The 21,567-nt window shown below is 59.1% G+C and carries 24 protein-coding genes; 16 read left to right on the top strand and 8 right to left on the bottom strand.

Annotated elements, in window-relative coordinates:
* Positions 1 to 255: 255 nt before the first annotated feature.
* Complete coding sequence (locus GLR48_RS21070; RefSeq protein ID WP_237065172.1) at positions 256 to 627, bottom strand: sensory rhodopsin transducer; 372 nt, start codon at positions 625 to 627, stop codon at positions 256 to 258.
* A gap of 336 nt (positions 628 to 963) precedes the next feature.
* Here GLR48_RS21070 and GLR48_RS21065 point away from each other — a divergent pair, with 336 nt between their 5' ends.
* The 4 genes from GLR48_RS21065 (at position 964) to GLR48_RS21050 (ending at position 6,037) form a co-directional block, all read left to right on the top strand.
* A complete protein-coding gene (locus tag GLR48_RS21065; protein WP_237065170.1) occupies positions 964 to 3,285 on the top strand; it encodes an FdhF/YdeP family oxidoreductase in 2,322 nt (773 codons plus the stop codon).
* A 35-nt stretch (positions 3,286 to 3,320) separates the two neighbouring features.
* Positions 3,321 to 4,067: a formate dehydrogenase accessory sulfurtransferase FdhD gene (gene fdhD, locus GLR48_RS21060; protein ID WP_237065160.1), complete on the top strand. Its 747-nt coding sequence runs from the start codon at positions 3,321 to 3,323 to the stop codon at positions 4,065 to 4,067.
* Positions 4,068 to 4,388: 321 nt separating this feature from the next.
* On the top strand, positions 4,389 to 4,637 hold the full coding sequence (locus tag GLR48_RS21055; protein ID WP_237065157.1) for a DUF2383 domain-containing protein: 249 nt from the start codon (positions 4,389 to 4,391) through the stop codon (positions 4,635 to 4,637).
* A gap of 692 nt (positions 4,638 to 5,329) precedes the next feature.
* Positions 5,330 to 6,037, top strand: a complete 708-nt coding sequence (locus GLR48_RS21050) for an SOS response-associated peptidase (protein WP_237065155.1) — start codon at positions 5,330 to 5,332, stop codon at positions 6,035 to 6,037.
* A 17-nt stretch (positions 6,038 to 6,054) separates the two neighbouring features.
* Here GLR48_RS21050 and GLR48_RS21045 read toward each other — a convergent pair whose 3' ends face one another.
* Positions 6,055 to 6,378: an H-NS histone family protein gene (locus GLR48_RS21045; RefSeq protein WP_237065154.1), complete on the bottom strand. Its 324-nt coding sequence runs from the start codon at positions 6,376 to 6,378 to the stop codon at positions 6,055 to 6,057.
* Positions 6,379 to 6,737: 359 nt separating this feature from the next.
* The gene (locus tag GLR48_RS21040) at positions 6,738 to 7,130 is read right to left on the bottom strand and encodes a DUF2177 family protein (RefSeq protein WP_272911657.1); all 393 of its coding nucleotides are present in this window, start codon (positions 7,128 to 7,130) and stop codon (positions 6,738 to 6,740) included.
* 815 nt (positions 7,131 to 7,945) lie between these two features.
* Between GLR48_RS21040 and GLR48_RS21035 the strand changes: the two genes are divergently transcribed.
* From GLR48_RS21035 to GLR48_RS21025, 3 genes are all read left to right on the top strand, one after another.
* Positions 7,946 to 8,341, top strand: a complete 396-nt coding sequence (locus GLR48_RS21035; RefSeq protein ID WP_237065152.1) for a DUF3768 domain-containing protein — start codon at positions 7,946 to 7,948, stop codon at positions 8,339 to 8,341.
* Between the two features lie 80 nt (positions 8,342 to 8,421).
* The gene (locus GLR48_RS21030; RefSeq protein ID WP_237065150.1) at positions 8,422 to 10,269 is read left to right on the top strand and encodes a ParB/RepB/Spo0J family partition protein; all 1,848 of its coding nucleotides are present in this window, start codon (positions 8,422 to 8,424) and stop codon (positions 10,267 to 10,269) included.
* 57 nt (positions 10,270 to 10,326) lie between these two features.
* A complete protein-coding gene (locus GLR48_RS21025) occupies positions 10,327 to 11,010 on the top strand; it encodes a hypothetical protein (RefSeq protein WP_237065148.1) in 684 nt (227 codons plus the stop codon).
* A gap of 192 nt (positions 11,011 to 11,202) precedes the next feature.
* Here GLR48_RS21025 and GLR48_RS21020 read toward each other — a convergent pair whose 3' ends face one another.
* The 3 genes from GLR48_RS21020 to GLR48_RS21010 are packed head-to-tail and all read right to left on the bottom strand — an operon-like array spanning position 11,203 to position 12,272.
* Entirely contained in the window at positions 11,203 to 11,370 is a 168-nt protein-coding gene (locus GLR48_RS21020) for a hypothetical protein (RefSeq protein WP_237065146.1), read from the bottom strand.
* A complete protein-coding gene (locus GLR48_RS21015) occupies positions 11,361 to 11,747 on the bottom strand; it encodes a thermonuclease family protein (RefSeq protein WP_237065144.1) in 387 nt (128 codons plus the stop codon). Before GLR48_RS21015 ends, GLR48_RS21020 begins: the two co-directional genes overlap by 10 nt.
* 3 nt (positions 11,748 to 11,750) lie before the next feature.
* Positions 11,751 to 12,272 (bottom strand): DUF2726 domain-containing protein, encoded by a 522-nt coding sequence (locus tag GLR48_RS21010; protein ID WP_237065142.1) that lies wholly within the window; start codon positions 12,270 to 12,272, stop codon positions 11,751 to 11,753.
* Between the two features lie 603 nt (positions 12,273 to 12,875).
* On the opposite strand from GLR48_RS21010, the gene GLR48_RS21005 reads away from it, so the two are divergent.
* From GLR48_RS21005 to GLR48_RS20980, 6 genes are all read left to right on the top strand, one after another.
* Positions 12,876 to 13,127 (top strand): hypothetical protein, encoded by a 252-nt coding sequence (locus GLR48_RS21005; protein ID WP_237065139.1) that lies wholly within the window; start codon positions 12,876 to 12,878, stop codon positions 13,125 to 13,127.
* Positions 13,128 to 13,182: 55 nt separating this feature from the next.
* Complete coding sequence (locus tag GLR48_RS21000) at positions 13,183 to 13,656, top strand: hypothetical protein (protein WP_237065138.1); 474 nt, start codon at positions 13,183 to 13,185, stop codon at positions 13,654 to 13,656.
* Positions 13,653 to 14,006 carry a hypothetical protein gene (locus GLR48_RS20995; protein WP_237065136.1) on the top strand — a complete coding sequence of 118 codons (354 nt, stop codon included), beginning with the start codon at positions 13,653 to 13,655 and terminating at the stop codon, positions 14,004 to 14,006. Before GLR48_RS21000 ends, GLR48_RS20995 begins: the two co-directional genes overlap by 4 nt.
* Positions 14,003 to 15,337 (top strand): DUF4942 domain-containing protein, encoded by a 1,335-nt coding sequence (locus GLR48_RS20990; protein ID WP_237065134.1) that lies wholly within the window; start codon positions 14,003 to 14,005, stop codon positions 15,335 to 15,337. Before GLR48_RS20995 ends, GLR48_RS20990 begins: the two co-directional genes overlap by 4 nt.
* 119 nt (positions 15,338 to 15,456) lie before the next feature.
* Positions 15,457 to 15,969, top strand: coding sequence for a hypothetical protein (locus GLR48_RS20985; protein ID WP_237065132.1), 513 nt, complete (start codon positions 15,457 to 15,459; stop codon positions 15,967 to 15,969).
* A gap of 67 nt (positions 15,970 to 16,036) precedes the next feature.
* A complete protein-coding gene (locus GLR48_RS20980) occupies positions 16,037 to 16,294 on the top strand; it encodes a hypothetical protein (protein WP_237065130.1) in 258 nt (85 codons plus the stop codon).
* 410 nt (positions 16,295 to 16,704) lie between these two features.
* Here GLR48_RS20980 and GLR48_RS20975 read toward each other — a convergent pair whose 3' ends face one another.
* Positions 16,705 to 17,175 carry a hypothetical protein gene (locus tag GLR48_RS20975; RefSeq protein ID WP_237065128.1) on the bottom strand — a complete coding sequence of 157 codons (471 nt, stop codon included), beginning with the start codon at positions 17,173 to 17,175 and terminating at the stop codon, positions 16,705 to 16,707.
* A gap of 238 nt (positions 17,176 to 17,413) precedes the next feature.
* Here GLR48_RS20975 and GLR48_RS20970 point away from each other — a divergent pair, with 238 nt between their 5' ends.
* Complete coding sequence (locus tag GLR48_RS20970; RefSeq protein WP_237065126.1) at positions 17,414 to 18,355, top strand: IS110 family transposase; 942 nt, start codon at positions 17,414 to 17,416, stop codon at positions 18,353 to 18,355.
* A 77-nt stretch (positions 18,356 to 18,432) separates the two neighbouring features.
* Here GLR48_RS20970 and GLR48_RS20965 read toward each other — a convergent pair whose 3' ends face one another.
* On the bottom strand, positions 18,433 to 19,332 hold the full coding sequence (locus tag GLR48_RS20965) for a LysR family transcriptional regulator ArgP (protein ID WP_237065125.1): 900 nt from the start codon (positions 19,330 to 19,332) through the stop codon (positions 18,433 to 18,435).
* 97 nt (positions 19,333 to 19,429) lie between these two features.
* On the opposite strand from GLR48_RS20965, the gene GLR48_RS20960 reads away from it, so the two are divergent.
* Positions 19,430 to 20,041: a LysE/ArgO family amino acid transporter gene (locus tag GLR48_RS20960; RefSeq protein ID WP_237065123.1), complete on the top strand. Its 612-nt coding sequence runs from the start codon at positions 19,430 to 19,432 to the stop codon at positions 20,039 to 20,041.
* 204 nt (positions 20,042 to 20,245) lie between these two features.
* Positions 20,246 to 21,142, top strand: a complete 897-nt coding sequence (locus tag GLR48_RS20955; protein WP_237065121.1) for a dihydrodipicolinate synthase family protein — start codon at positions 20,246 to 20,248, stop codon at positions 21,140 to 21,142.
* Positions 21,143 to 21,567 lie beyond the last annotated feature (425 nt).

Raw genomic sequence — 21,567 nt, 5'->3', positions numbered from 1 at the left:
TGAGTGCCTCCCGCCGAGAAGGTCGCGCCGACATCCACCTTACAGATGGCAGGATGAAACCAAAGCCGCCGAGCTATTGACCCCCTCTCCTGTGCAAGTTCGCAGCCCTCGGCTGTCCGCCTAGGCAAGATGGCCAATTCGGTTTGAGGTATCTGCGATACCTTTCAAGCGACACCGTGTTTTCTTTCTTCATGTCTAGATTTTGGCGAAGCCGCTGAACTGGACATAGGGTTGGCGGAGGCGTCTTCGCTTACCTCATTCCGAATATGCAATCGTGCTGAAAAGGCCGTTTTCAGATTGGCGGGAATCGAGCCGCGTGTGTTGGACGATAACGGGCTGGTCGCTGGTTAGGACGCACGCGTAATCAGTATCAGTCGGAACAGGTTGAGGGTCATTGAGGTCGTTCAGACGTAGGTGGAGTGTCCGCCTAGCCGCAACTTTGACGCTGTAGGGCCCGACAGGCTCGCTCTCCGCGAAATACAATGTGAGGTTCACATGGGCGCATTCGTCACATGAATTCAAGATACAAATGGCTTCATGGCTTTTCATCTCAGGCTCGGGTCCGTTGCTCGAAGGGGGAAGGTACCCATCGACAAAAACCCAGTGTCGTCTTCCAAGACTTTGCATTGCTACGCACCTTTCAAAACCCGGCGGCGGCTCCAGACCGCGTCAACGACATAACTGCAATCCCTCAGATTGGATCCGGTGTTTTTGGAGAGAAATTTATTCGACACGTAAGTTAGCTTTGCGTTGGTATCCCCTGCCTCTGGAAGGACGGCAAAGTTTGAGAAAAAGACCGTCACACTGCCGCTACTGACCCCTTGCCGGGGTTGGCAGCCAGCTCCCAAACCTGACTGCCGAGGCCCCCAATTTTGGTTGCGTGCCAGGTGGGAACCTGCGGTCAGTTTAAAGGTTTTAGCTCCACGTCCATCTGGGGGCGCTAGACGCAGAGGTGCTGGCCTGATGACCCGTAAGTCCGACAAGTCTGAACAGGACGCCTCCGCTCACGATGCAACACGTCAGGACGCGGATACGCCATATGACACCCACGCTGCCGGCGGCTGGGGATCACTGAAAGGGGTCTCGAGGATTTTCGGCGAGGCCAGTAGCTCGACCCGGGCGCTGGCTGTCCTGTCGAAGCTGAACAAGCCAGGCGGCGTGATGTGTACGTCTTGTGCCTGGGCCAAACCTTCGGACCCCCACACATTCGAGTTCTGCGAAAACGGTGCCAAGGCAACCCTGTGGGAGCTGGATACCAGACGTGCGGATGCAGCGTTCTTTGCTGAGAACCCGCTCACGGAGTTGCGCAAGCTGCACGACCATGACCTTGAAAAGGCCGGGCGGCTGACGGACCCGCTGCGCTATGACCCCGACACTGACACCTATCAAGCTGTCAGCTGGGATACGGCCTACGCCGAGATCGGGGCGGAGCTGCGGGCGATGGAGTCGCGGGAGGCGGTGTTCTATGCCTCCGGTCACGCAGGGCTGGAGGCATCGTTTCTTTACGCGTTGTTTGCCCGGGCGATGGGGCACCAGAACCTGCCACAATCATCCAACATGTGTCACGAGACGACCTCCGTGAACCTGCAGACCTTCATCGGCACGCCGGTCGGCACCTGCACTCTGGAAGATTTTGATCATTGCGACACAATCTTTTTCTTCGGACAGAATACCGGGAGCAATAGTCCCAGGTTCCTTCATACGCTGAAGGCGGCGGTGAAGCGGGGCTGCCGGATCGTCACCTTCAACCCGGTGCGCGAGCGTGGTCTGATCGAGTTCGTCGATCCCCAGAACCCGGTGCAGATGACAGTTTGCAAGACCACCCAAATTTCTGAGAAATACTATCAGGTGCGCCCTGGCGGCGACATCGCAGTAATCGCCGGGCTGATGAAATGCGTGCTGGATGCAGAGGACGCGGCCCCGGGAACGGTACTGGACCACGATTTCATCGCCAGTGACACCACGGGCTTCGAAGAGACGGCGCTGGCGGTCCGTGCGATGGACTGGGCGGATATCGAACGAAACGCTGGTCTGACCCGCGCGATGATCGCCGAGGCCGCCGAGATTTATATTGGGGCCAAGAATGCCATCGGCATCTATGGCATGGGGCTGACCCAGCACGTGAACGGCTGGCTGAACCTCGGGATGCTGTGCAACCTGTTGCTGATGCGCGGTAACATCGGACGGCTGGGCGCCGGGGTCTCTCCGGTGCGGGGGCATTCCAATGTGCAGGGGCAGCGCACCGTTGGCATTGGCGAGAAGTCCTCACACATGCCCGCAGACAAGTTGCGGGCGCTCTTCGACATCGACCTGCCGGAGGAGGAGGGGATGAACGCTGTCCATGCCTGCGAAGGCATTCTTGATGGCCGGGTAAAAGCAATGATCCTTTTAGGGGGCAACCTTGTGCGCGCCCTGCCCGACCGTGATCGGATGGAGAAGGCCTGGCCTCATCTTCGTCTGACCGTCAACATTGCGACGAAGCTAAACCGCACACATCTGACGCCGGGACAAGTGTCCTACCTGTTTCCCTGCCTCGGGCGGACAGACGAGGACATCCAGGCCAGCGGTCCGCAAGCGGTCTCAATGGAGGATTCGCTGTCGCATATCTACGGCTCGATCGGTACCGCCTCGCCGCCAGGACCTCAGGTACAGTCGGAAACGGCGATCGTGGCGCAGATCGCCAAGGCGACGCTGGACCAGAACCCGAAGCTGAAGTGGGATGATTGGATCGGTAATTATGACCTGATCCGCGACCTGATCTCGCAAACCTTTCCCGACAAATTCGCCGATTTCAACGAGCGGCTATTCGAGCCCGGAGGGTTTTACAGAGGCAACCCAGCCCGGGAGCGGGTCTGGAAAACCGAGAGTGGCAAGGCGCAGTTCACCCTGCCCACGACGTTGTCCGCGCTCGGTGAAGAAATCACCGGAGACGGCAAACTCATGACACTGGTGACCCTGCGCTCGAACGACCAGTTCAACACCACGATCTACGGGTTTTCAGACCGGCTGCGCGGATTGGAGGGTAGCCGTGAGATCGTGCTTATCAATCGTGATGAGATGGCCCGCCTTGGGCTGGAGGAAGGCCAGAGCGTGAGCCTGGTCTGCGCCATCGATGACGGCCACGTGCGCCGCGTCGACGGGTTGACGGTGACGCCCTACGACCTGCCAGCCGGCTGCATTGCGGGGTACTACCCGGAGCTCAACCCGCTGGTCCCGCTGAGCTATCATGAGAAGAACTCTCAGACGCCAGCCTACAAAGGCACGCCGGTGGAGATTGTGGCGTGACCGTGCAGGGCGCTGTTTTCTCGGCAGGGCACCCGATGACCGCGCGACCGGAACTGGTGCGGGAAGGGCCCGTCGCCATCGTCTGCAACGCCGTGACGTTGGGAGTAATGATGGCAAGCCCCGCGGACCTGGAAGATTTCGCTTTGGGCTTTGCTGTGACTGAGGGTGTAATCCGAGACCCGTCAGAGCTGCGCGAAATCGAGATCGTGACCCATGCCAAAGGCACAGAGGCGCGGTTGTGGCTGACGCCCGCAGCGGCGGCAAGGGCAGCAGCGCGGCACCGGGCAATGATCGGGCCGGTGGGCTGCGGACTTTGTGGGATCGACAGTCTGGACAAGGTTGAGCGCGAACTCCCGCCCCTTTCCGCCGACGCGGTGCATCTGACCCGAGCGCAGGTTTGTGGGGCGCCGGATCTGCTGCGATTACTGCAGCCGGAGCACGACCGCACCCACGGCTGCCACGCGGCAGGCTTTCTGATCCCCGGGCGTGGCATCGTTTTGGCGCGGGAAGACGTGGGTCGCCACAATGCTCTCGACAAACTGGCCGGCGCCCTGCTGCGGGCCGGTATTGCGCCAGCCTCGGGCGCTGTCGTACTTACGTCGCGCGTGTCGACCGAGATGGTGCAGAAGGCAGTGATGATGGGCGCGGCCACGGTCATTGCCGTCTCGACAGCAACGGACTATGCCGTGCGTCTGGCGGACCGGGCAGACCTGACGCTGATTACCCGGGTCCGCGACGGGCGCTGTGAGGTCCTGTCGGCCCCCCACCGCCTGCACTTATAACTGCAGCTACAGTGTATATCTATAACCCGAGGTATGAACGACAACGTAAATTGTTTCGCGGCAGAACCTGACGGCTTGGACGCTCATTCGTTTTGCAACAATGTTCCCGCCAATCAGGGATACTTAATTCAGGTCAAAAATCAGAAAAATCATTTCTTGCCAGACCTTTCCAAAAAGTCGTGCGAATAGGTGTGCTATTATTGAAGTTAAAACAGATCTACCTTTTGAGACTTGGCATTTAATCGATCTGAGCCATAGGAACTAACGGCAATGTTTGGCGTTTGATCAGCAATCACTGACATTAACATCAAAGGTAGACCAATGCCGACCGATACCAGTCAAGTGCTCCATACCATTCACACTGCAAGCAACGATATCCTGTCAGGTTATGATACAATGGTCGAACGGGCCGAGCCTGAAATCTTGCCAATCATCGAGGACCTGCAGCGCATGCATCGTCACCATGCGACGCAACTGGAGAACTGGCTTGAACGATTTTCGGAAACCGGGGTGGACGACGATTCCTTTCGCGGAACAGTAAATCAGGCGGTTGTCACAATCAGGGACTGAATTACCGGACTTGATGAAGATTCACTGACGGCCGTTCGTGACGGAGAGCAGAAGCTGTTGGATATATATGACACTACGATGGCAGATTGGACTGTCGATGGCGATACCGATATCTCGGACGGTTTGACCAAACAGTTCAGAGAGATTGAAGACAAAGTTGAAGAGTTGCCGGCAGGCTAAGTCTGAGAGGCCAATTTCAGCAAAAGGAATGCTGAAAGTCGATACAATTTCGAACTCGCAATAGACCTAAAAACAAGGACCTCTGAAATGGACTTCAATTTTCTGTTGCCTCTTCTTGCAATGTTCACTCTGCTTGGAGCTTTGATCTTCTCATTGGTAAACAAAAAACAAACGGATGATCGTAGGAAAGACAACTCTATTCCTCCAAGTAGTTTGGCCGCTGATGGGGATCCTCACAAGAAAGTGTCTGAGTAGAAATTTTTCAGAGACAATCGTGCGAGATATTAAGGCCAAAAGTGTAGATCTCCATAGTTCCGACTGTGGCATTGAACATTCTTGCTTTATCGGATTGCCGGCATAACCAGTGGAACGCACCCCCTCTTCCTTTACCGTCGACTGATTATACAAGCGGGCAAACTGTTACGAGGAGTGTTTTCTAAGCATTGCCTGATCTTTGCAGAGGCAGAGTCACCGAAACAGTGTTTGGCTCGGTAGAGATACCCGGTCTGGATATGTCTAATTCCGTCATGTGCAATCTTTACTCCAACACGATGGCCAAGGACGCGATGCGACAGCTCTTCGCGGTCGACGCGGCGCATGACGATCTTGGAAACGCTGAACCGCTGACCGCCATTTTTCCAAAGGGCATGGCGCCCATTGTTGGCATGAACGACGACGGCAGCCGCTGGCTCCGAACCGCGCATTGGGGTTTCGTGATGCCACAGGTGTCGAAGAAGACTGGCAAACCGATTCAACCGAAGGCCGTGAACAACGCACGCGACGACAAGCTCCGCACGTCAGAATTCTGGCGGAAGAGCTTTGAGGAGCGGCGCTGCCTGATCCCTGCCACAAGCTTTTGCGAGGCGAAGGGCCACACCCCCGCTACATACGTCTGGTTCGGCGTAACCGGCGACGAAGAGAGGCCACCTTTTGCGCTGGCGGGCGTTTGGAGGTCCTACAAGGGCAACTACGGTGGCGGCGATCTGCGCGAGATGGTGAGCAGTTCAATGGTTACGACAACACCGAACGCCTTGGTGATAGATACCCACCCGAACCGGATGCCGATGATCCTCGCCCCCGAGGATTACGCACAGTGGATGACCGGTACGCCTGACGAAGCCTTTGCACTGATCAAACCTTTCCCGGCCGAGCGTATGGTAATCCATCAGAGCGGAGAGGCACACAAATCCGACCACGGCGGCATGACTGCCGCCGGGTAGATAACTCCTTGGACAGATTAGGCGATCAGGAATTCGTCTTTGGACTGACCGTTTTCCAATGCGTCCTTCATCCAGTCCGGCTGACGGCCGCGGCCGGTCCAGGTCTGCTCGGGATTTTCGGGATGGCGGTACTTCGGCGGCGAAACAGTTTTTGTTTTCTTCGCGCCCGGTACTCCGGTCAGTTCGGCCAATGTGAAGCCCATTTCCCGTGCAGCGGCGTCAGCCGCGGCAAGCGCCTCTTTGCGCTGCTTATCCTGGTAGCCGTCGACGGCCTTGTTCACATTCTTCTGGAGTTTCTTGAGGTCGTCCAGCGACATGCTGTTCAGATCGATGTCTGCCATTTTTACGTTCCTTATCTCATTATCTTACAAAAGCGGTGCGGCGCAGTTGCCACGCATTAATAGTGAGGGTCAATTGAAATTGATCCATTCAAGTGGCGTTCTTTCAAAAAGCTCTCCCGCGGTTGGTCCTACATGCCTTCATTCGCTCAATTGTCAATCGTTCTAACCAACCTTTGTCGCGGGGTTTTCAATAGGAGAAGTTTTGGTCGCGCGGCGAGACGATGGCTCTGCTTTTCGAAAGAATGAGATGGTCCAAACAGATCCGCACCGCCGGCAGCAGCCTCAGCGACATAACTCAGTCGACGGACCTGCACATGGCACCGTCAGACTGAACCGGCCGAGAGACAGGCCCGATAGAGTCAGCCCTGGAAGCGCAACATCAGAGCGACCCCGGCCCATGCGCAGAACCCCGTCAGGGCAGCGCCCCAGATCGTATCCGTCGCGACCATCTGCCAGGACCAGTCTTTCATGATCGACATCGAGGTGAATTCGTAAGTCCCGTAGGCCATCGCGCCGATGATAGCCCCGTGCAGCGCCGCACGTCCCGGGGCCGCATCTCGGAAGGCGGGGGCCGAGACCAAAAATACAAGGCCCACGACATAGGCGAGATAGAAAAGACCCGCAGGCGCCAACATCGGACTGTCCCGCATCGCATCGCCCAAGTGGCGCGTGAACAGCGGCTTCATCACGAGGGTCAGCATGATCACATCGATGACGAGGAAGAGGACGGCGGTCACGGCGTAAAGGATCATTTTTGCAATTCCTGATTAAGCACTAAAAAGCAGGTAGATCAAAACGTCCTCGATCGTAGGGTGAATATGCAAAATCTTTGAACTGCATTTCTTCTGTTCCGTATCGATCTGGGATTGTTGAACGTTCAGCATCCACCCATTGTTCGGCATTCATTGAAGTCTGAACGTGAGCTGTGATCCGTAAGTGCGTCTGAAGAAGGCAAGACCTGCCGTGCGGGTAGGGCCTTTTCCATCTGGCCGCCGACACTTGAACGGGTGAAATTCTCACTTGGATAGATCGAAAGTCATGGCCACTGCCCCGCCCTGTAGGCGTGTCACCGCGCTTCTCAGGCTCCCGCCGGCAGACCGGCCTCCGCCCGCAACGTCCCGGCCCATCCTCCCTGTCCGCATGGCCCGCGCCCTGTCTCTCCGAGCCAGTGCGCGAACCTTCGGCCATGGTCGTCCTGGTCCGTGCCGATGCGCCCTGACGGGTTCCGATCGCTGGGGCGCGGTGCGGGGTTCGCGCAAGCGCGATACGCCGCTGCACCGCTCAGAGAAAAAGAAAGCGAGACGGGGACCGCCGGTCCCCCACCGCAACCCTGAAATACGGCACCCAAAGGGGTGTCCCCGTCCTTCCTGCGCCTGCGGCTTTGTGCAGGCCGGGTGATCCCCCTCCCCTTTGGCTTTGATTTCAGCATTGCGGCGGTTCCCCCCCTGCCCTCGCCGGGAGGCAAGGTTTCAGAAGAGGGGCGCGCTGAAGCGCTTCCTCGCCTGACCCCTCGCCCGAGTATCGGCACCAGACCGGACACGTGGCACCACCGCAAAGGACCAAGACCATGAACGACCAAACCACCCTGTCGGCAGATGAGCAGGCCGAGATTGACCGTGCCGCGAAGATCGCAGAGCAGAACGACCGTTTCCGCAAGACATGGGGCGCAGACGTCAGCGTTCCCGGCCAGATCATCGTAACGCGCGCCGTGGCAAGCCTGTCCGCAGGGGCACAGGTGCAGATCATGCGGGCCGTGCAGACGTTCGACACCTTCACCGAGGACAACGACCCTTATGGGGATCACACCTTTGGCGCTTTCGAGGCAATCGAAGCGGGTGAGACGGTCAAGCTGTTCTGGAAGATCGACCTCTACGACACCGAGTACACGTTCGGCAGTGCTGCCCCCGAGGACACCGCTACGACCCGCCGCGTCCTGACCGTCATGCAGCGCCACGAATACTAGAGCCGCCTGCGCGGCCCGCCGCGCCCACCGGGTGCGGCACCCCCCTCCCCTTCCCTACAGACACATCAAGGATCGAACCCATGACCAACCAGACCCAGATCACCACAGCGACCGACGAGCAAATTCCGTTCTCTGACCTCTACCTCTCCGACATCAACCCCCGCACCATCCTGAACGACGATGCCATCGTCGAACTTGCCGCGAATATTCAAGAGCATGGCCTCATTCAAAGCCCGGCAGGCCTGCGCGATGCTACTGGCAAGGTCGGGATCGTGGCGGGTGGACGCCGTTACCGCGCCTTGGCGCTGTTGCAGGACGACCCCCGGTTTCAGATCGTGACCGTCCGTATGGCCCCCGATCAGGCGACCGCCGTGTTTTGGGCGACGAGCGAGAACGCGCAGCGCGAGGATCTGCACCCCGCAGACGAAATCCGCGACTTTGGCGCGATGGAGAAGCGCGGCGTGAAGGTCGCAGATATTGCCGTCGCTTATGGCGTGACCGAGAAGCACGTTTACCGCCGCCTGGCCCTGTCCAATCTGCCCGCCCCGGTGCTGGACGCTTTGCGGGACGGCAGCGTGAGCCTGTCCCAAGCAGCCGCGTTCACGATCAGCGACGACGAGGCTCTTACCTTGGAGGTGTTGGCCCTTCACATCGAGCAAATCGCCAAAGGCTACGGCGGGTTAAACGACTACACCATCAAGACCCGCCTGAAACCCGGCAGCGTCAAAGGCACCGACCGCCGCGCCGTGTTTGTCGGAGAGGCAGACTACAGCGCCGCAGGAGGTCGCATGGGTGGCGACCTGTTTGCTGACGTGACGACCTTTGACGACCCCGCCATTCTGGACGAGGTTTTCGCCGCCAAGCTGACCCAGACCGCAGCCGACTACTCCGCCGCGTATGGCTGGAAATGGGCCGAGGCAATCACTGATGGTTACATCAGCTATCAATTCGATCAGGACCGCAAATTCGGCAAGGTCTATCCCGTCGAAGGCGAACTGACCGAGGCCGAGGCCGAGCGTTATGACGCACTTGTGGAACTAGCGAACGGCGATGCACTGGACGAGGAAGGCACAACTGAGCTGGACGCCTTGCAAACCAAGAGGGACGGCGACTTTACCGACGAGCAGCGGGCCACAAGCGGTGTCGTGATCTATGTCACCAACGACGGCAGCGTGAAGGTCGAGGCCGGTTTCATCCGGGCCGAGGACAAGGCCGCAGCCATTGAAGCAGGTATCTTGCAGCCGTCGCGCCATGCCACGACCGAGGCCGCGCCGAAGTCGCCTATCTCCGACACCTTGCGCGGCGATCTGGACCGGATCGGCACCGGCGCACGTCAAAACGCGATGCTGGACGACCCGAAATTGGCGCTTCATCTTCTGGCCTTCCAGCTTTGCGGGAAGATGGGATACGACCGCGCTTACGGCGTCCGCACGGACGAAGTGCCGAACGTCCCGACCACGGAAACCGGCTATGTGCTGGACAAGCGCCTGACCGTTTGTGACACCGACGACCGCAGCCCGTTCAACCGCGACCATGCCGCCGCGTTTGCCAAGTTTCGCAAGCGGGGCGATGCAAAGATCATGGACCTGTTGAACCGTTATCTGGTCGCGCACCTGACCATCGGCAGCCCTGACCTTGGCGCGATGATCGACAAGCTGACGAGCAAGCGCACCCGCGACACCTTCACACCCACCGCCGAGAACTTCTTTGGTCGCGTGAACGGCGCTTACCTCAATGATCTGTGGAGCGACCTTCTGGGACTGGTCGCAGGACACCCCACCGTGACCAACTTCGAGCAGTTGAAGAAGGGCGAGAAGGCCGCAAAGCTGGAAAGCCTGTTTGCGGACCCGGCGACACGCACAGCCCTTGGCCTGTCGGAAGATCAGATCGACCGGATCAACGCATGGCTTCCCGAAGGTATGGCCTGACCAAAGCCGCAGGGCGGACACGCGCCCTGCCCCACCCATCCCGACCGGAGACAGATCATGTCAGTAAAGACCTACACCGTCGCCATGCGGAACGGCCCGCCCGTCACCCGCAAGGGCCATATCGTCACCTTTGCCCGCGAAGGTCAGCCAGCCGTCGCCGTGGCGCTTTATAAGACACGCGGAGGCTACAACGCCGACCATCCCCGCACTGGCCGCTCGATCAGCACGTTCGACCAAGTGTGCCGGTTCGGAAAGGCCGTCACATTGAAGGAGGCGAAAGACAGCCTTTTGACGATGCTGGACGACATGAACGGCGACGAAGCATTGCGCCGCGTGGCAGACAGCTACGCCGCCCTGACCCCAGATTTTCCGTATGGAACAGGACAGAAAATAAAGCGTGCTGCCCCACACCGCTTGTTCCTATGCAACCCATGTGCGAGTTATTTTGCTATGAATATGCAGACATTAATCGAGGCAGCGCCATTGCCGCCAAAACCATCGCGCAAGAAACTTGTGTTATGGGGTGTTTTTGCAGGCTTGCTAGGGTTGATCCTAGGGGCCGTCGTTGTGCCAGAATATCTTGTATACCGAGACCAAGGAAAATATTTTGGAGAGATAATTCGGGCAATTTGTGCCAACGAGGACAGAGGTTACGTTGGCGTGTATTACCCTATGGACGATCCAAGCGAGGCACATTGCATGACACCTGAATTTGCAGAGACCCTTAGATCATCCGACTAAATTCCTTGTGGTGAGGAACGACCTGGCCCCGCATTGCGCGGGGCCTTTTTTCTATTCCCGTTCCACTTCCGGCAGAGGTCGATTGATGCCCGTTCGGGCCAAGACTACGCCCTGCCCAAAACGGCCCTGCGCTATGCGCGCAGCACCCGCAGCCGCGGTGCATTGCCGCTGAAAAAGAACGGACCTGCGATCCTACTTTTTCAGCATCCCGGCATCACGCAGCAATTCGTTGAGCCTGCCTTCCGCGAAGCGCGCCAGTGCGTCGGCATCGTTCGCTGCATCGACGGGATCACGCTTGAGAAGATCCAGCTTGGCTTGCGCCAGCCAGTAAGATTCAGCGGCGTTCTGCATCACTTGCACCACCCCGATCTTTTTCCACCGTCATACCGACGCGCCAGCCGTTCGGAGACAAGAGTGTCAGCCACATCGACCTGTTGCACGATCAGCCGCGCCAAGCCGCGATCATATTTATCCCGCCCCGGCAGAACGACCAAATCGACCCGCTGCACCCCATCCAGAAGGTTCCGCAGCCGTGAAGTCGCGGCGCGGCCGAGAGCCAGCTCAAAGTCGCACTTAGGCCGATAGGTTTCCGGCGTGTCGAAGCCGACAAGCCGGAAACGGTCGCCCTGCACGTCGATGGTGTCGCCGTCCACGACGTAGATCGAGGACGCGGGGATCAATTCGGCGGTCGCAGCGACCGGCCAAAGAAGGACGTGGATAGCGAGGAATTTCAGCATGGGTTACGCCTCTTTAAATTCTGTAGCTGGGGCGGCGATCAGCGCGTCAAACAATCGGGCCACATGATCGGGACCGCAGCTCTCGGGAAGTTCAAAGAAATGGATGCCGGCTTCAGTCGTCGCCGTGCGTTTGATCCTGTCGCTTTTTTCCGCCCGGTCCCGGCCCTGCCTTGAAGAACCATAGTGCCCGCTGCCCTGATACTCGATCACGGCAACCACATCGGACCCGCCGTCCGTGATGATGAAATCCGCCCGCTTGGCGTTCACCGTCCAATACCTCTTGCGACTCTTGTTCGACAAAAACGAGCCATAGGATACCTGACACATCACCACCCAACCCGCAGGCGCGGCTTTGACGAGCCGGCGATAGACCGCACCTTCCGCCTTGTTCATCAGTGGCCGCAGTTTGAATTGTGGACGCAGAGCCGCGCCCACAATGTTGAGCAGCAGGACCACGTAGATCAAACCGCCTAAAATTGCGATGCCACTTAACACTAGGAATGGCAGATAGAGGTCTTGGGTCATGCGGTCGTTTTCCGGCTGATTTGATACCTAAGATTGGCGTATCACAGGCCGCAGAAGATTGAATCCCCTGTAAGGCGTCATAGCCCCTGCCCCGCCCTTTGGGCGTGTCACCGCGCTTCTCAGGCTCCAGCCGGCAGACCGGCTTCCGCCCGCAACGTCCCGGCCCATCCTCCCTGTCCGAATGGCCCGCGCCCTGTCTCTCCGAGCCAGTGCGCAAACCTTCGGCCATGGTCGTCCTGGTCCGTGCCGATGCGCCCTTGCGGGTAACGATCGCTGGGGCGCGGCGCGGGGTTCGGACAAGCCGAACGCCGCTGCACCGCCAAGAAAAGAAAGAAAGAAGGGGACCGCCGGTCCCCCACCGCAACCCTGAAATACGGCACCCAAAGGGGTGTCCCCGTCCTTCCTACGCCTGCGGCTGTGTGCAGGCCGGGTGATCCCCCTCCCCTTTGGCTTTGATTTCAGAATTGCGGCGGTTCCCCCCCTGCCCTCGCCGGGAGGCAAGTTTTCAGGAGAGGGGCGCGCTTCGCGCTTCCTCGCCTGACCCCTCGCCCGATTTTCGGCACCAGACCGGAAACGCGGCACCACCACAAAGGACCGAAGATCATGGCTTACCAGATTGTCACCAAAAGCGACGACGGCGAGACCGCAGTTTTCACGGATTGCCTGACGACGTGGGCGACCGAGAACTACGCCGAAATAACCGGCACGTCCGCCAATCCCCGCACCCGCGCCGAGTTGCAAGGACACCCGACAATGGCGGGTTTTATCGGCCCTTGCTGGGGCGGCTGGACCGAAACCGGCGACCCGATCCTGCGCTACGAGGATTCCGCCGCCTACGCCGCGAATTGCATCTGATCCCCCCATTCAGCCCCGCCCGTAAAGGCGGCGCAACGCCACAGGAGCTTAAACCATGACCGCACGTCTTTTCACGCTGCATCTCGACTATGAAGGCACCTCTACGCCGCGAGCAATCTATAGCACGGACGAAGTTGCCTTGCGTGTTGTCGGCCTCGATCACCACATAGCCGCAACGTCGACGCCCTCTCTGACCTTAAAGAATCCCGACGGCGTGACAGTTGCCACGATGGACGTTTACGCGACGGACTGGACCGAGAACGCAGCCCTCATGTGCGCCCCCGCCGCGCAGCCAACCGGCAGCCGACGCAGCACCCATCACTTCGACAACGAAGCCGAGGCGATCCAATACCGCGAGGACCACGGAACGGGCGGCTGGATTTTCGCCTGCGCCGATAAGGGCGAGGCAACAATTTTTCCGCCGAACATGACACCGACCGACATTCTGAAAAGCGGCATGACCAGCCAGTCAGGGGGCCGCTTCATCGGGGCCACCGGCAAAATTACGAAGGCGGAGGATCTGGCATGACCAGCACCAAGAAAGCAGCCGTGTCGCTCATTAAGGGGCGGCACATCACCGCCGCCGATAAGCGCAACATCGTGGAGGGCATCGAGTGGCTGCGCCAAGAGACTGCCCCCTATGTCGCAGCCCTGCCCAACCAGACCCCGAACTATGGGGCTATCTGGATCAAGCGCGGCACGTCGGCAAAGCGATACAGCATCGCGCCGACCCGCGACCGTGGCACCTTTAGTGTGACGATCCGCGAAAACTACCGCGCCGACTCCGGCCAGATGCGCCGGCGCGACATGGCGGTGATGGTTCAGATCGCAAACATCGAACCGCTTTACATGCCCGCAGCCGAAGGGGGCGAGTCATGAACGCCCACGCACGAATTGGAGAAACGCCGGAATATGCCGCGCCCGTATTGCGGCGCAGCTTGTCCGACATTGTGGCCGAGTATGACGACAAGGCGGAAAGCATCACCGGCGCAATCGCCGCGTTCAACGACTCCGAAACCGCGATTAACACCGCCGCCAGCATCGGCGGGAAATTCGGCAGCACTGTCTTTTCCACCGCACCGCGCCTCTATGAAAAGGACGTTCGGATTGCCCTTTTGCGGTCAGCTTGGAAGCACGTTTACGAAGGTCTGGACATTGCCAAGATCGCATCAGCCAAGGACCGCGAACAGCTCGAATTGAAACTGACGACGCCCCTGCCTTTCACGTTGGAGAACCTTGCCGAAGTGTTCGGGGCTTATCTGTTGGACCCACGCTTTCACATTCTCAAAGGTCTGGCAGAATGTTTCTGCGACCTTGATCCCGCCTATAAGAGTCACAGCCGCGTTCGGATCGGTGTTGCTGGCCTGCCCAAGCGTATCATCGTGAACTATGCGACCGGCTGGAACAGTTGGGGCCGCAAGCGGGTGGAGGACACCTTGAACGCCCTTGCCGTCTATCGCGGCGAACCCCGCTACAACTACCGCCAGTTTGAGGACATGCTGGCCGAGGCGAAGCGGCATCGAGAGTCGGATTTCAACGGCGGCAAGGTCCAGGTTTTCCAGAACGGCAACGCGCACCTGATCTTTGATAAGCACAGCTTGCTGGACATTAACCGGGCGCTTGCGGAATTTTACGGCGAGGTTCTGCCCGACGCGCCGTCAGAGACCGAAGCACGGCGACCCAGCACCGAAGTTGCCCGCGACCTTCAATTTTACCCCACGCCCCGCAAGGCCGCAAAACTGGTGATCGACGCTTTGCACCTGTCCGGTGGCGAGACTATTCTGGAACCGTCGTGCGGCGACGGTCAGTTGATGGACATGCTGGCCGACTGGCACAACCACCCGACCGAACGGCGCTATCGTTCCCCGGTGATCGTGACCGGCGTAGAATATGACGCGGGACGCGCCGCCCAGGCTCGCGCCAAGGGCCACCACGTTATGACCACCAATTTTCTACAGGTCGCACCTGATCCGCGGTTTGATGTGGTCCTGATGAATCCGCCCTTCTACGGCCAGCACTACAAAAAGCATCTGGACCACGCCTTGAAATTCTTGCGCCCCGGTGGCCGTCTGGCGTGCATCCTGCCCGCCAGCGCCTACTACGACCACGGCAACACCGTAGGCGAATGGCACGATCTGCCCGTTGGCACTTTTGCGGAAAGCGGCACCAATATTCCGACCGGCTTTTGCGTGAAACACGTCCCAAAATAGGCCGAGATATAATTAGGGTTTAAGGCTAGAAAACGGCCTTAAACCACTTATTTTATTGAGTAAAAATGGCATTCATGCTAGATTCAACCCACGGTAATTCTGCCAAAAAGGCCCCGATCATGTCCCTTGTTCCTACGTCCGTCCAAGCCGTTTGGCAGTCTGCCGAACTGTTGATTGCCTTCCACAAGAACAAGAACAAGACCAAGCGGGACGCACCCTTTTTCTGGCGTCCGAAGGAGGCACTTGCCCGCCTGTTGGCGAAGCCCGAGGATCAGGAGGCCGTCGTCGTCATGCGTGCCGCAGACGACAACGGCGCCGACGTTCAGATCAAGATGCACTCTGACAAGATCGTGGTCAGGCGCGACCGCGAGCTGGGTTGGTCGGGCGTCATTATTGACGAGCATCAGATTCAGATAAAAGTCGATGGTGCTATGATCCGCGTCGATGCGGACGGTAGCGTTGTGGTCGAGAGGGACTTTCAAAAGACCCACCTTGAAGGAACCGGCGAGATTTTCCGGTTCACCCCCGACACCCAGATTGTCGTGTCCGCTGACGGCGGCCGCATGTCCCGAGAGACCGAGGCCACCTTTGACGGCTTCACACCGGACGGCGTTGTTTCGCGCCGCAAGTGACCGCCCAAGATAGGCCGTCCCTTGCGGCAGGCCCCGCCCCTTTTCTGATCCGATGGAGCCAGACGCCATGACCTCGATCTATCTCCGCGCGTATCTGCATGGTTATGCCCGGAAGCCAGCGCCGCGCTGGCTGCGCCGATTCATCGCGCGATCCGAGATCCACCGCGCTTGGCTGGCGGGCTATCTTGGTTTCTTTGAAAGTGACGGCGTGGCCTACGGACCCGCTTACCCTTACCCGCAATTTTCCGACTGTGACGCCGACGAGGACGCCGCCGCAACGCAGTTCGTTGACGAAGGCTTTCCCTACCATCCGGACCGCGCCTAGTCTTGTCGATCCTTGGCAAGTGACCAAGCGATGCGCAGCCCGTAAGCGTCCGACTTGACCCGCGCCCCACACTGGGCACATCGCGCCGCCCGTTTAACCTGCGCCACGGTGTGAAGGTTCTTTTTCATCGCTACAGCAACCCGCACCGGCACGACATTGCCGCAGGTATATTCAAGCCAAAGGGTATGATCTGGGATTTGCACTAAGTCCGTCATGGTGAGAACAAATAGCGAACGTTCTAGGCAATGGTAGGTCGTCGATTTGGACCGGACCCCGCCCAAGGTCATAGCACGAAAACGGCCGCGCGAGGCGCAGCGCATGCTTCTGAGGCGCTACCGCGCCCCCGGCACCACGCCCATACTTCTCTGTTCCTTTGGCCTAGGTTGCGCCACTTACCCGGCTCGCAACGATTAAAGCGCCAGCGCCACCAACGCCGCGGCAAACACTTTTGGGTCTAGGCTCGCAGCCCATTGCAGCTGCGCCTTCAACTCCCACGCGCTCTCGTTCTTCGCGAGGTTCGCAACGATGCGTTGCGTCTCAAAGGGACCGCCCAGCAGCGCCCTTGCACTTCCAGTTGGCGTGTTCGCGGCGGCGACCATGAACGCACTCAATATCCGAGTCCCTGTCTCCATCCACTTTCTTGTTCCTTCGTCACGGGCAACAAGATCCGTCGATCCAAAGGCAAGAGCTGCACTTTGCAAAGCATCATCAACGTCGGTTTCATCATCCAGGCCGCCAGCAAGACGCGCTTGAACGATCCACTGATCCATGCGGATTCGGAGATCTTTCTTCAACATCAACAGCCTCTTTCTGCACTTCCTGTGTTCTTGGTTTTCTACCACGAAATCATTGATCCGTGAATCTGAAAGCGTGATGAACATGGCCCCTGCCCCGCCCTTTGGGCGTGTCACCGCGCTTATCTAATGACGAAGGCGCGTTCTGCTTACACAGTGGAGCCACCGACCGGCACGACATTTATGCCGGACGGTGGCGGGGTCGGGTCGTCGCCGCGCTGGTTACTTTGGACCGTCCTAGAGTGTGATCGCCCCGCCCCTTCGAGCTGGCCTGAACGGATACAAGGGGATCGTGCCCCGCATGATAAGCAGAGGACAGAGAAAGATGGGTGATGAAACGATCGGTGTCGATATCGCAAAGCTGCGTTTCGACGTTCACAGCTACCCCGCCGGTGAAAGTGGCCGCTTTGAGAACACTGGCAAGGGACGAAGGGCTTTTCTCAAATGGCTGAAAGGCCGGAACGTCGTCATGGTCGTGTTCGAACCGACAGGGCCGTACCACAAGGCTCTCGAAGCCGATCTACACAAAGCAGGGATTTCGCTTGCCATGGTAAACCCGCTCCATGCCCGTAGGTTTGCCGAAGCTACAGGCTGCCTCAACAAGACAGACCGCGTAGATGCTGCCATCCTCGCACGTATGGCGGCTGTTCTTCAAATCAGGGCCCAGCCTGAACGGCCGGAAAATCTCTCGGGCCTGACGGAATTGCTATCGGCACGGCGCGGGTTGATGAAGGAGCGGACGGCAAATTTGAACCGGCAAAAGAACCTCGTTCACCGGTTACTGAAGCGGCAGTGTTCAGCCCGCATTCGTCAGATCCAAGGCCAGGTTCAAATGATCGAGCGTGAACTGCGAGCCGCTTTAGCGGCAGATGCGGCGCTGAGGCAGAAGTTTGAGATTCTCGTCAGCATACCCGGCATTTCTGATACAACAGCGTTCACACTCTTGGCGGAAATGCCCGAGTTGGGTGAACTCACATCTGCTCAAGCAGGAAGCCTTGCCGGTCTGGCACCGATGCATCGCGAGTCTGGGAGTTGGAAAGGACAGTCACGTATCCGTGGCGGTCGTGCCGTGTTGCGACAATCCCTGTACATGCCTGCACTCGTTGCCACACGATTCAACCCGGATATGCGCGTCGTCTACAAACGGCTGGTCGACACGGGGAAGCCCGCAAAGGTCGCCATCACGGCTGTGATGCGTAAGCTTGTGGTTTTAGCCAACAGCCTTGTTTCGGCTGGCCGTAAATGGGAGGCACGCCCAACAAAATGACGTAGGATCGGACCTTCGCCGAGCATTGGACCGAGGCCCGCTGTGCGGACGTCCCTGCCATTCCCGACGCTCCTTGTTCACGAACCGAGTTCTTGACGCGCTACGGAGAGGATTGACCGGGTCAAGTCGTGAAGCTGGTCGGATGCAAGGCGGTTGATCTGCCAGAACAGGCGTCGCTCGAGCACCTTTCCAGGAAGGAGCTCGACAAGTTCTCCGCGTTCGAGATGTTGCTTTGCAAGCTGGACCGGGTTGAGCGCCCACCCCATACCGGCCAAACTTCCCTCCAGGAAGCTCTGCGTCGAGGGAAGCCAGTGGGTGGGGAAGGATAGCTCGTACCCAAAAACTTCTCGCGCCCAGACAGTCTGGAGTCTATCCTTCTGGTTGAAGGTGAGGGCGGGCGCGCGCTGGAAAGCCTCTTCCGTGAGGCCACCGGGAAAGTATCGGGCAACATAGTCAGGGCTCGCTGTCGCCTGGTAGCGGAGTGATCCGAGTGACGTGACTCGGCATCCCTGGACAGGGCGTTCCAGAGCAGTGACGGCAGCAAGCACCCGGCCGCGGCGCAGCCAGTCGACCGTATGGTCCTCGTCGTCGATGGCCACGTTCACGAGATAATCGGTGACCTTGGTGAAGGAGGCGATGGCCTCGACAAACCAGGTCCCTAGACTGTCGGCGTTCGTGGCCACGTTCAGGGTAACCCGTTGCGTGGCACCTTCGAAGCCTGAGATCTCGGGCAGCTGCGCCATGAGGTCCTTCTCAAGCATGCCCACGCGATCCATGTGCTGACAGAGCGCAAGACCCTTCTCCGTGGCAGTGCATGGCGTGCCGCGCTCTATGAGCACCGCTCCAAGGCGCTCCTCGAAATGCTTGACGCGCTGCGAAACGGCCGACGATGTCACGTTGAGAGAGGCGGCGGCTCGTTCGAAGCTTCCAGTCCGCACTACCGCAGCGACCGCACGAAGTGCGGCATAGTCTACCATGATTTAGCCGTCCTTAATCCACATTATAGAGTTTAATTTCACTAACTCCTCAATAGCGATTATCGCAAGGGCAAGTTTTTGGATTGGATGCCCAAATATGGATCTCGCAGTATTCTTCACCGGCATGATGATGAGCATGAGTCTCATTGTAGCCATCGGCGCGCAGAACGCCTTCGTGCTGCGGCAGGGACTGCGTGGCGAGCACGTCTTGGCGGTCTGTCTTGCATGCGCGGTTTCAGACGCGATCCTGATCACTGTGGGCGTGACCAGCTTTCAGACCGTCTCCGGGTGGTTGCCCTGGCTGGAGCCGGTCATGCGCTACGCCGGGGCGGCTTTCCTAGTCTGGTATGGTGTAAAAAGCCTTCTGTCGGCGCTGCGGTCGAACGAGGCGCTGACCGCAGATTCGTCGCTGGCGATGACGGATATTTACCGCACACTTGTGGCCTGTCTCGCCATCACTTGGCTGAATCCGCATGTCTATCTCGATACGGTCGTCCTACTGGGGACCATTTCCACTCAGTTTGCCGACAGCCGGGGGTCCTTCGCTGTCGGGGCAATTCTCGGGTCATTCGTCTTTTTCTTCGCCCTCGGCTACGGAGCCATCGGGCTGCGCCCGGTGTTCGAGCGACCGGCGGCATGGCGCATCATGGAGATCTTGATCGCGATGGTAATGTGGCTCATCGCGTTCAAGCTACTGGTGGGGACCTGAGGAGAAAACAATGTTCACCGCCTACGTGATCGCGGCTGGGAGCCCCAGTCCGAGCACACTGAAGATACGCGCTCGTGTTCCCGACTGCGCCGATGGTCCGCCTCTACCAGCGCGCCCGGCGCGGAATCGAAGGCGTTCTGGCCGTTTTCTTCGTGTTAGCCGGGCTGCGCTTGATCTTCTCACGCGTTTGAAGGAGAAATTACCATGAACCTGTTTGCTGGCCTGTCGGCCTTCCCCCTTACGCCTGCCGACGACGAGGGCCGGCTGAAGCCCGAGCTTCTGCAACGGTTCCTCGAGCGGATCATGGCTGCGGGGGCGGATTCCATCGGACTACTCGGAAGCACCGTCGGATACGCCTACCTGACGCCAGAGGATCGCAAGCGCACGCTCCGGGCCGCTGTGGACTGCGTGGCGGGAAGGACGCCGCTCATCGTCGGTGTCGGCGCTCTCACGACTGATGTTGCCGAAAACCTCGCCCGCGATGCCCGGCAAGCCGGTGCGGATGGCCTGCTACTCGCGCCCATGTCCTATCAGTCGCTGACCGACGAAGAGGTCTTCTACCATTTCAAGGCCGTAGCCGCAGCCGGCGATCTGCCCCTGTGCATCTACAATAATCCAGGCACCACGAAATTCATCTTCAGCCCGGGCCTGATCGCGCGTCTGGCCGAAATCCCGAACGTGACTGCCGTGAAGATGCCGCTGCCCGCCGATAGCGATTACGCGGGCGAACTGCGTCGTTTGCAGGACGTGACGCCGGAAGGCTTCGCCATCGGCTATAGCGGCGACTATGGCGCGAAGGACGCGCTGCTCGCCGGCGGTGCCTGCTGGTATAGCGTCGTGGCCGGTCTGCTGCCGGAGCACGCGCTGGCGCTTACCCGCGCCGCGCAAGCCGGAGAGACGGCCGAGGCCGAGCGTATCGACCGCACTTTCGCTCCCCTTTGGGCGCTGTTCAGGGAATTCGGGAGCTTTCGTGTGATGTTTGCCATCGCAGAGACTCTGGGGTTCGGGCGCATCACTCCGACCCGTCCAATCCTGCCGCTCGATCAAGCGTTCCGAGGAAGGGTCGAGATTGCCCTACGTCCTCTGCTCGAGGATATTTGAGGTCAAGTAGGCAATTCGCTTTCTCGTCATCCGAGTGCTTAACCATGAGTCCCATCGGCTTGCTTGGCTACCCTGTATTATCATCGATGGACGTCTTGGAAGGGCTCTGTCCGGTCATTCGCTGCGCCACGCACGAACGACCGCTGTTGCCAAGAAACCCTGTTTCTGACGCTTGACGCACAACGGATACTCTAGGCTCCAGCCGGCAGACCGGCTTCCGCCCGCAACGTCCCGGCCCATCCTCCCTGTCCGAATGGCCTGCGCCCTGTCTCTCCGAGCCAGTGCGCAAACCTTCGGCCATGGTCGTCCTGGTCCGTGCCGATGCGCCCTTTCGGGTGACGATCGCTGGGGCGCGGCGCGGGGTTCGGACAAGCCGAACGCCGCTGCACCGCCAAGAAAAGAAAGAAAGATGGGGACCGCCGGTC

The organism is Loktanella sp. M215 (genome assembly GCF_021735925.1).
Lineage (GTDB): Bacteria > Pseudomonadota > Alphaproteobacteria > Rhodobacterales > Rhodobacteraceae > Loktanella.
This window is presented reverse-complemented; position numbering and strand designations above follow the sequence as displayed.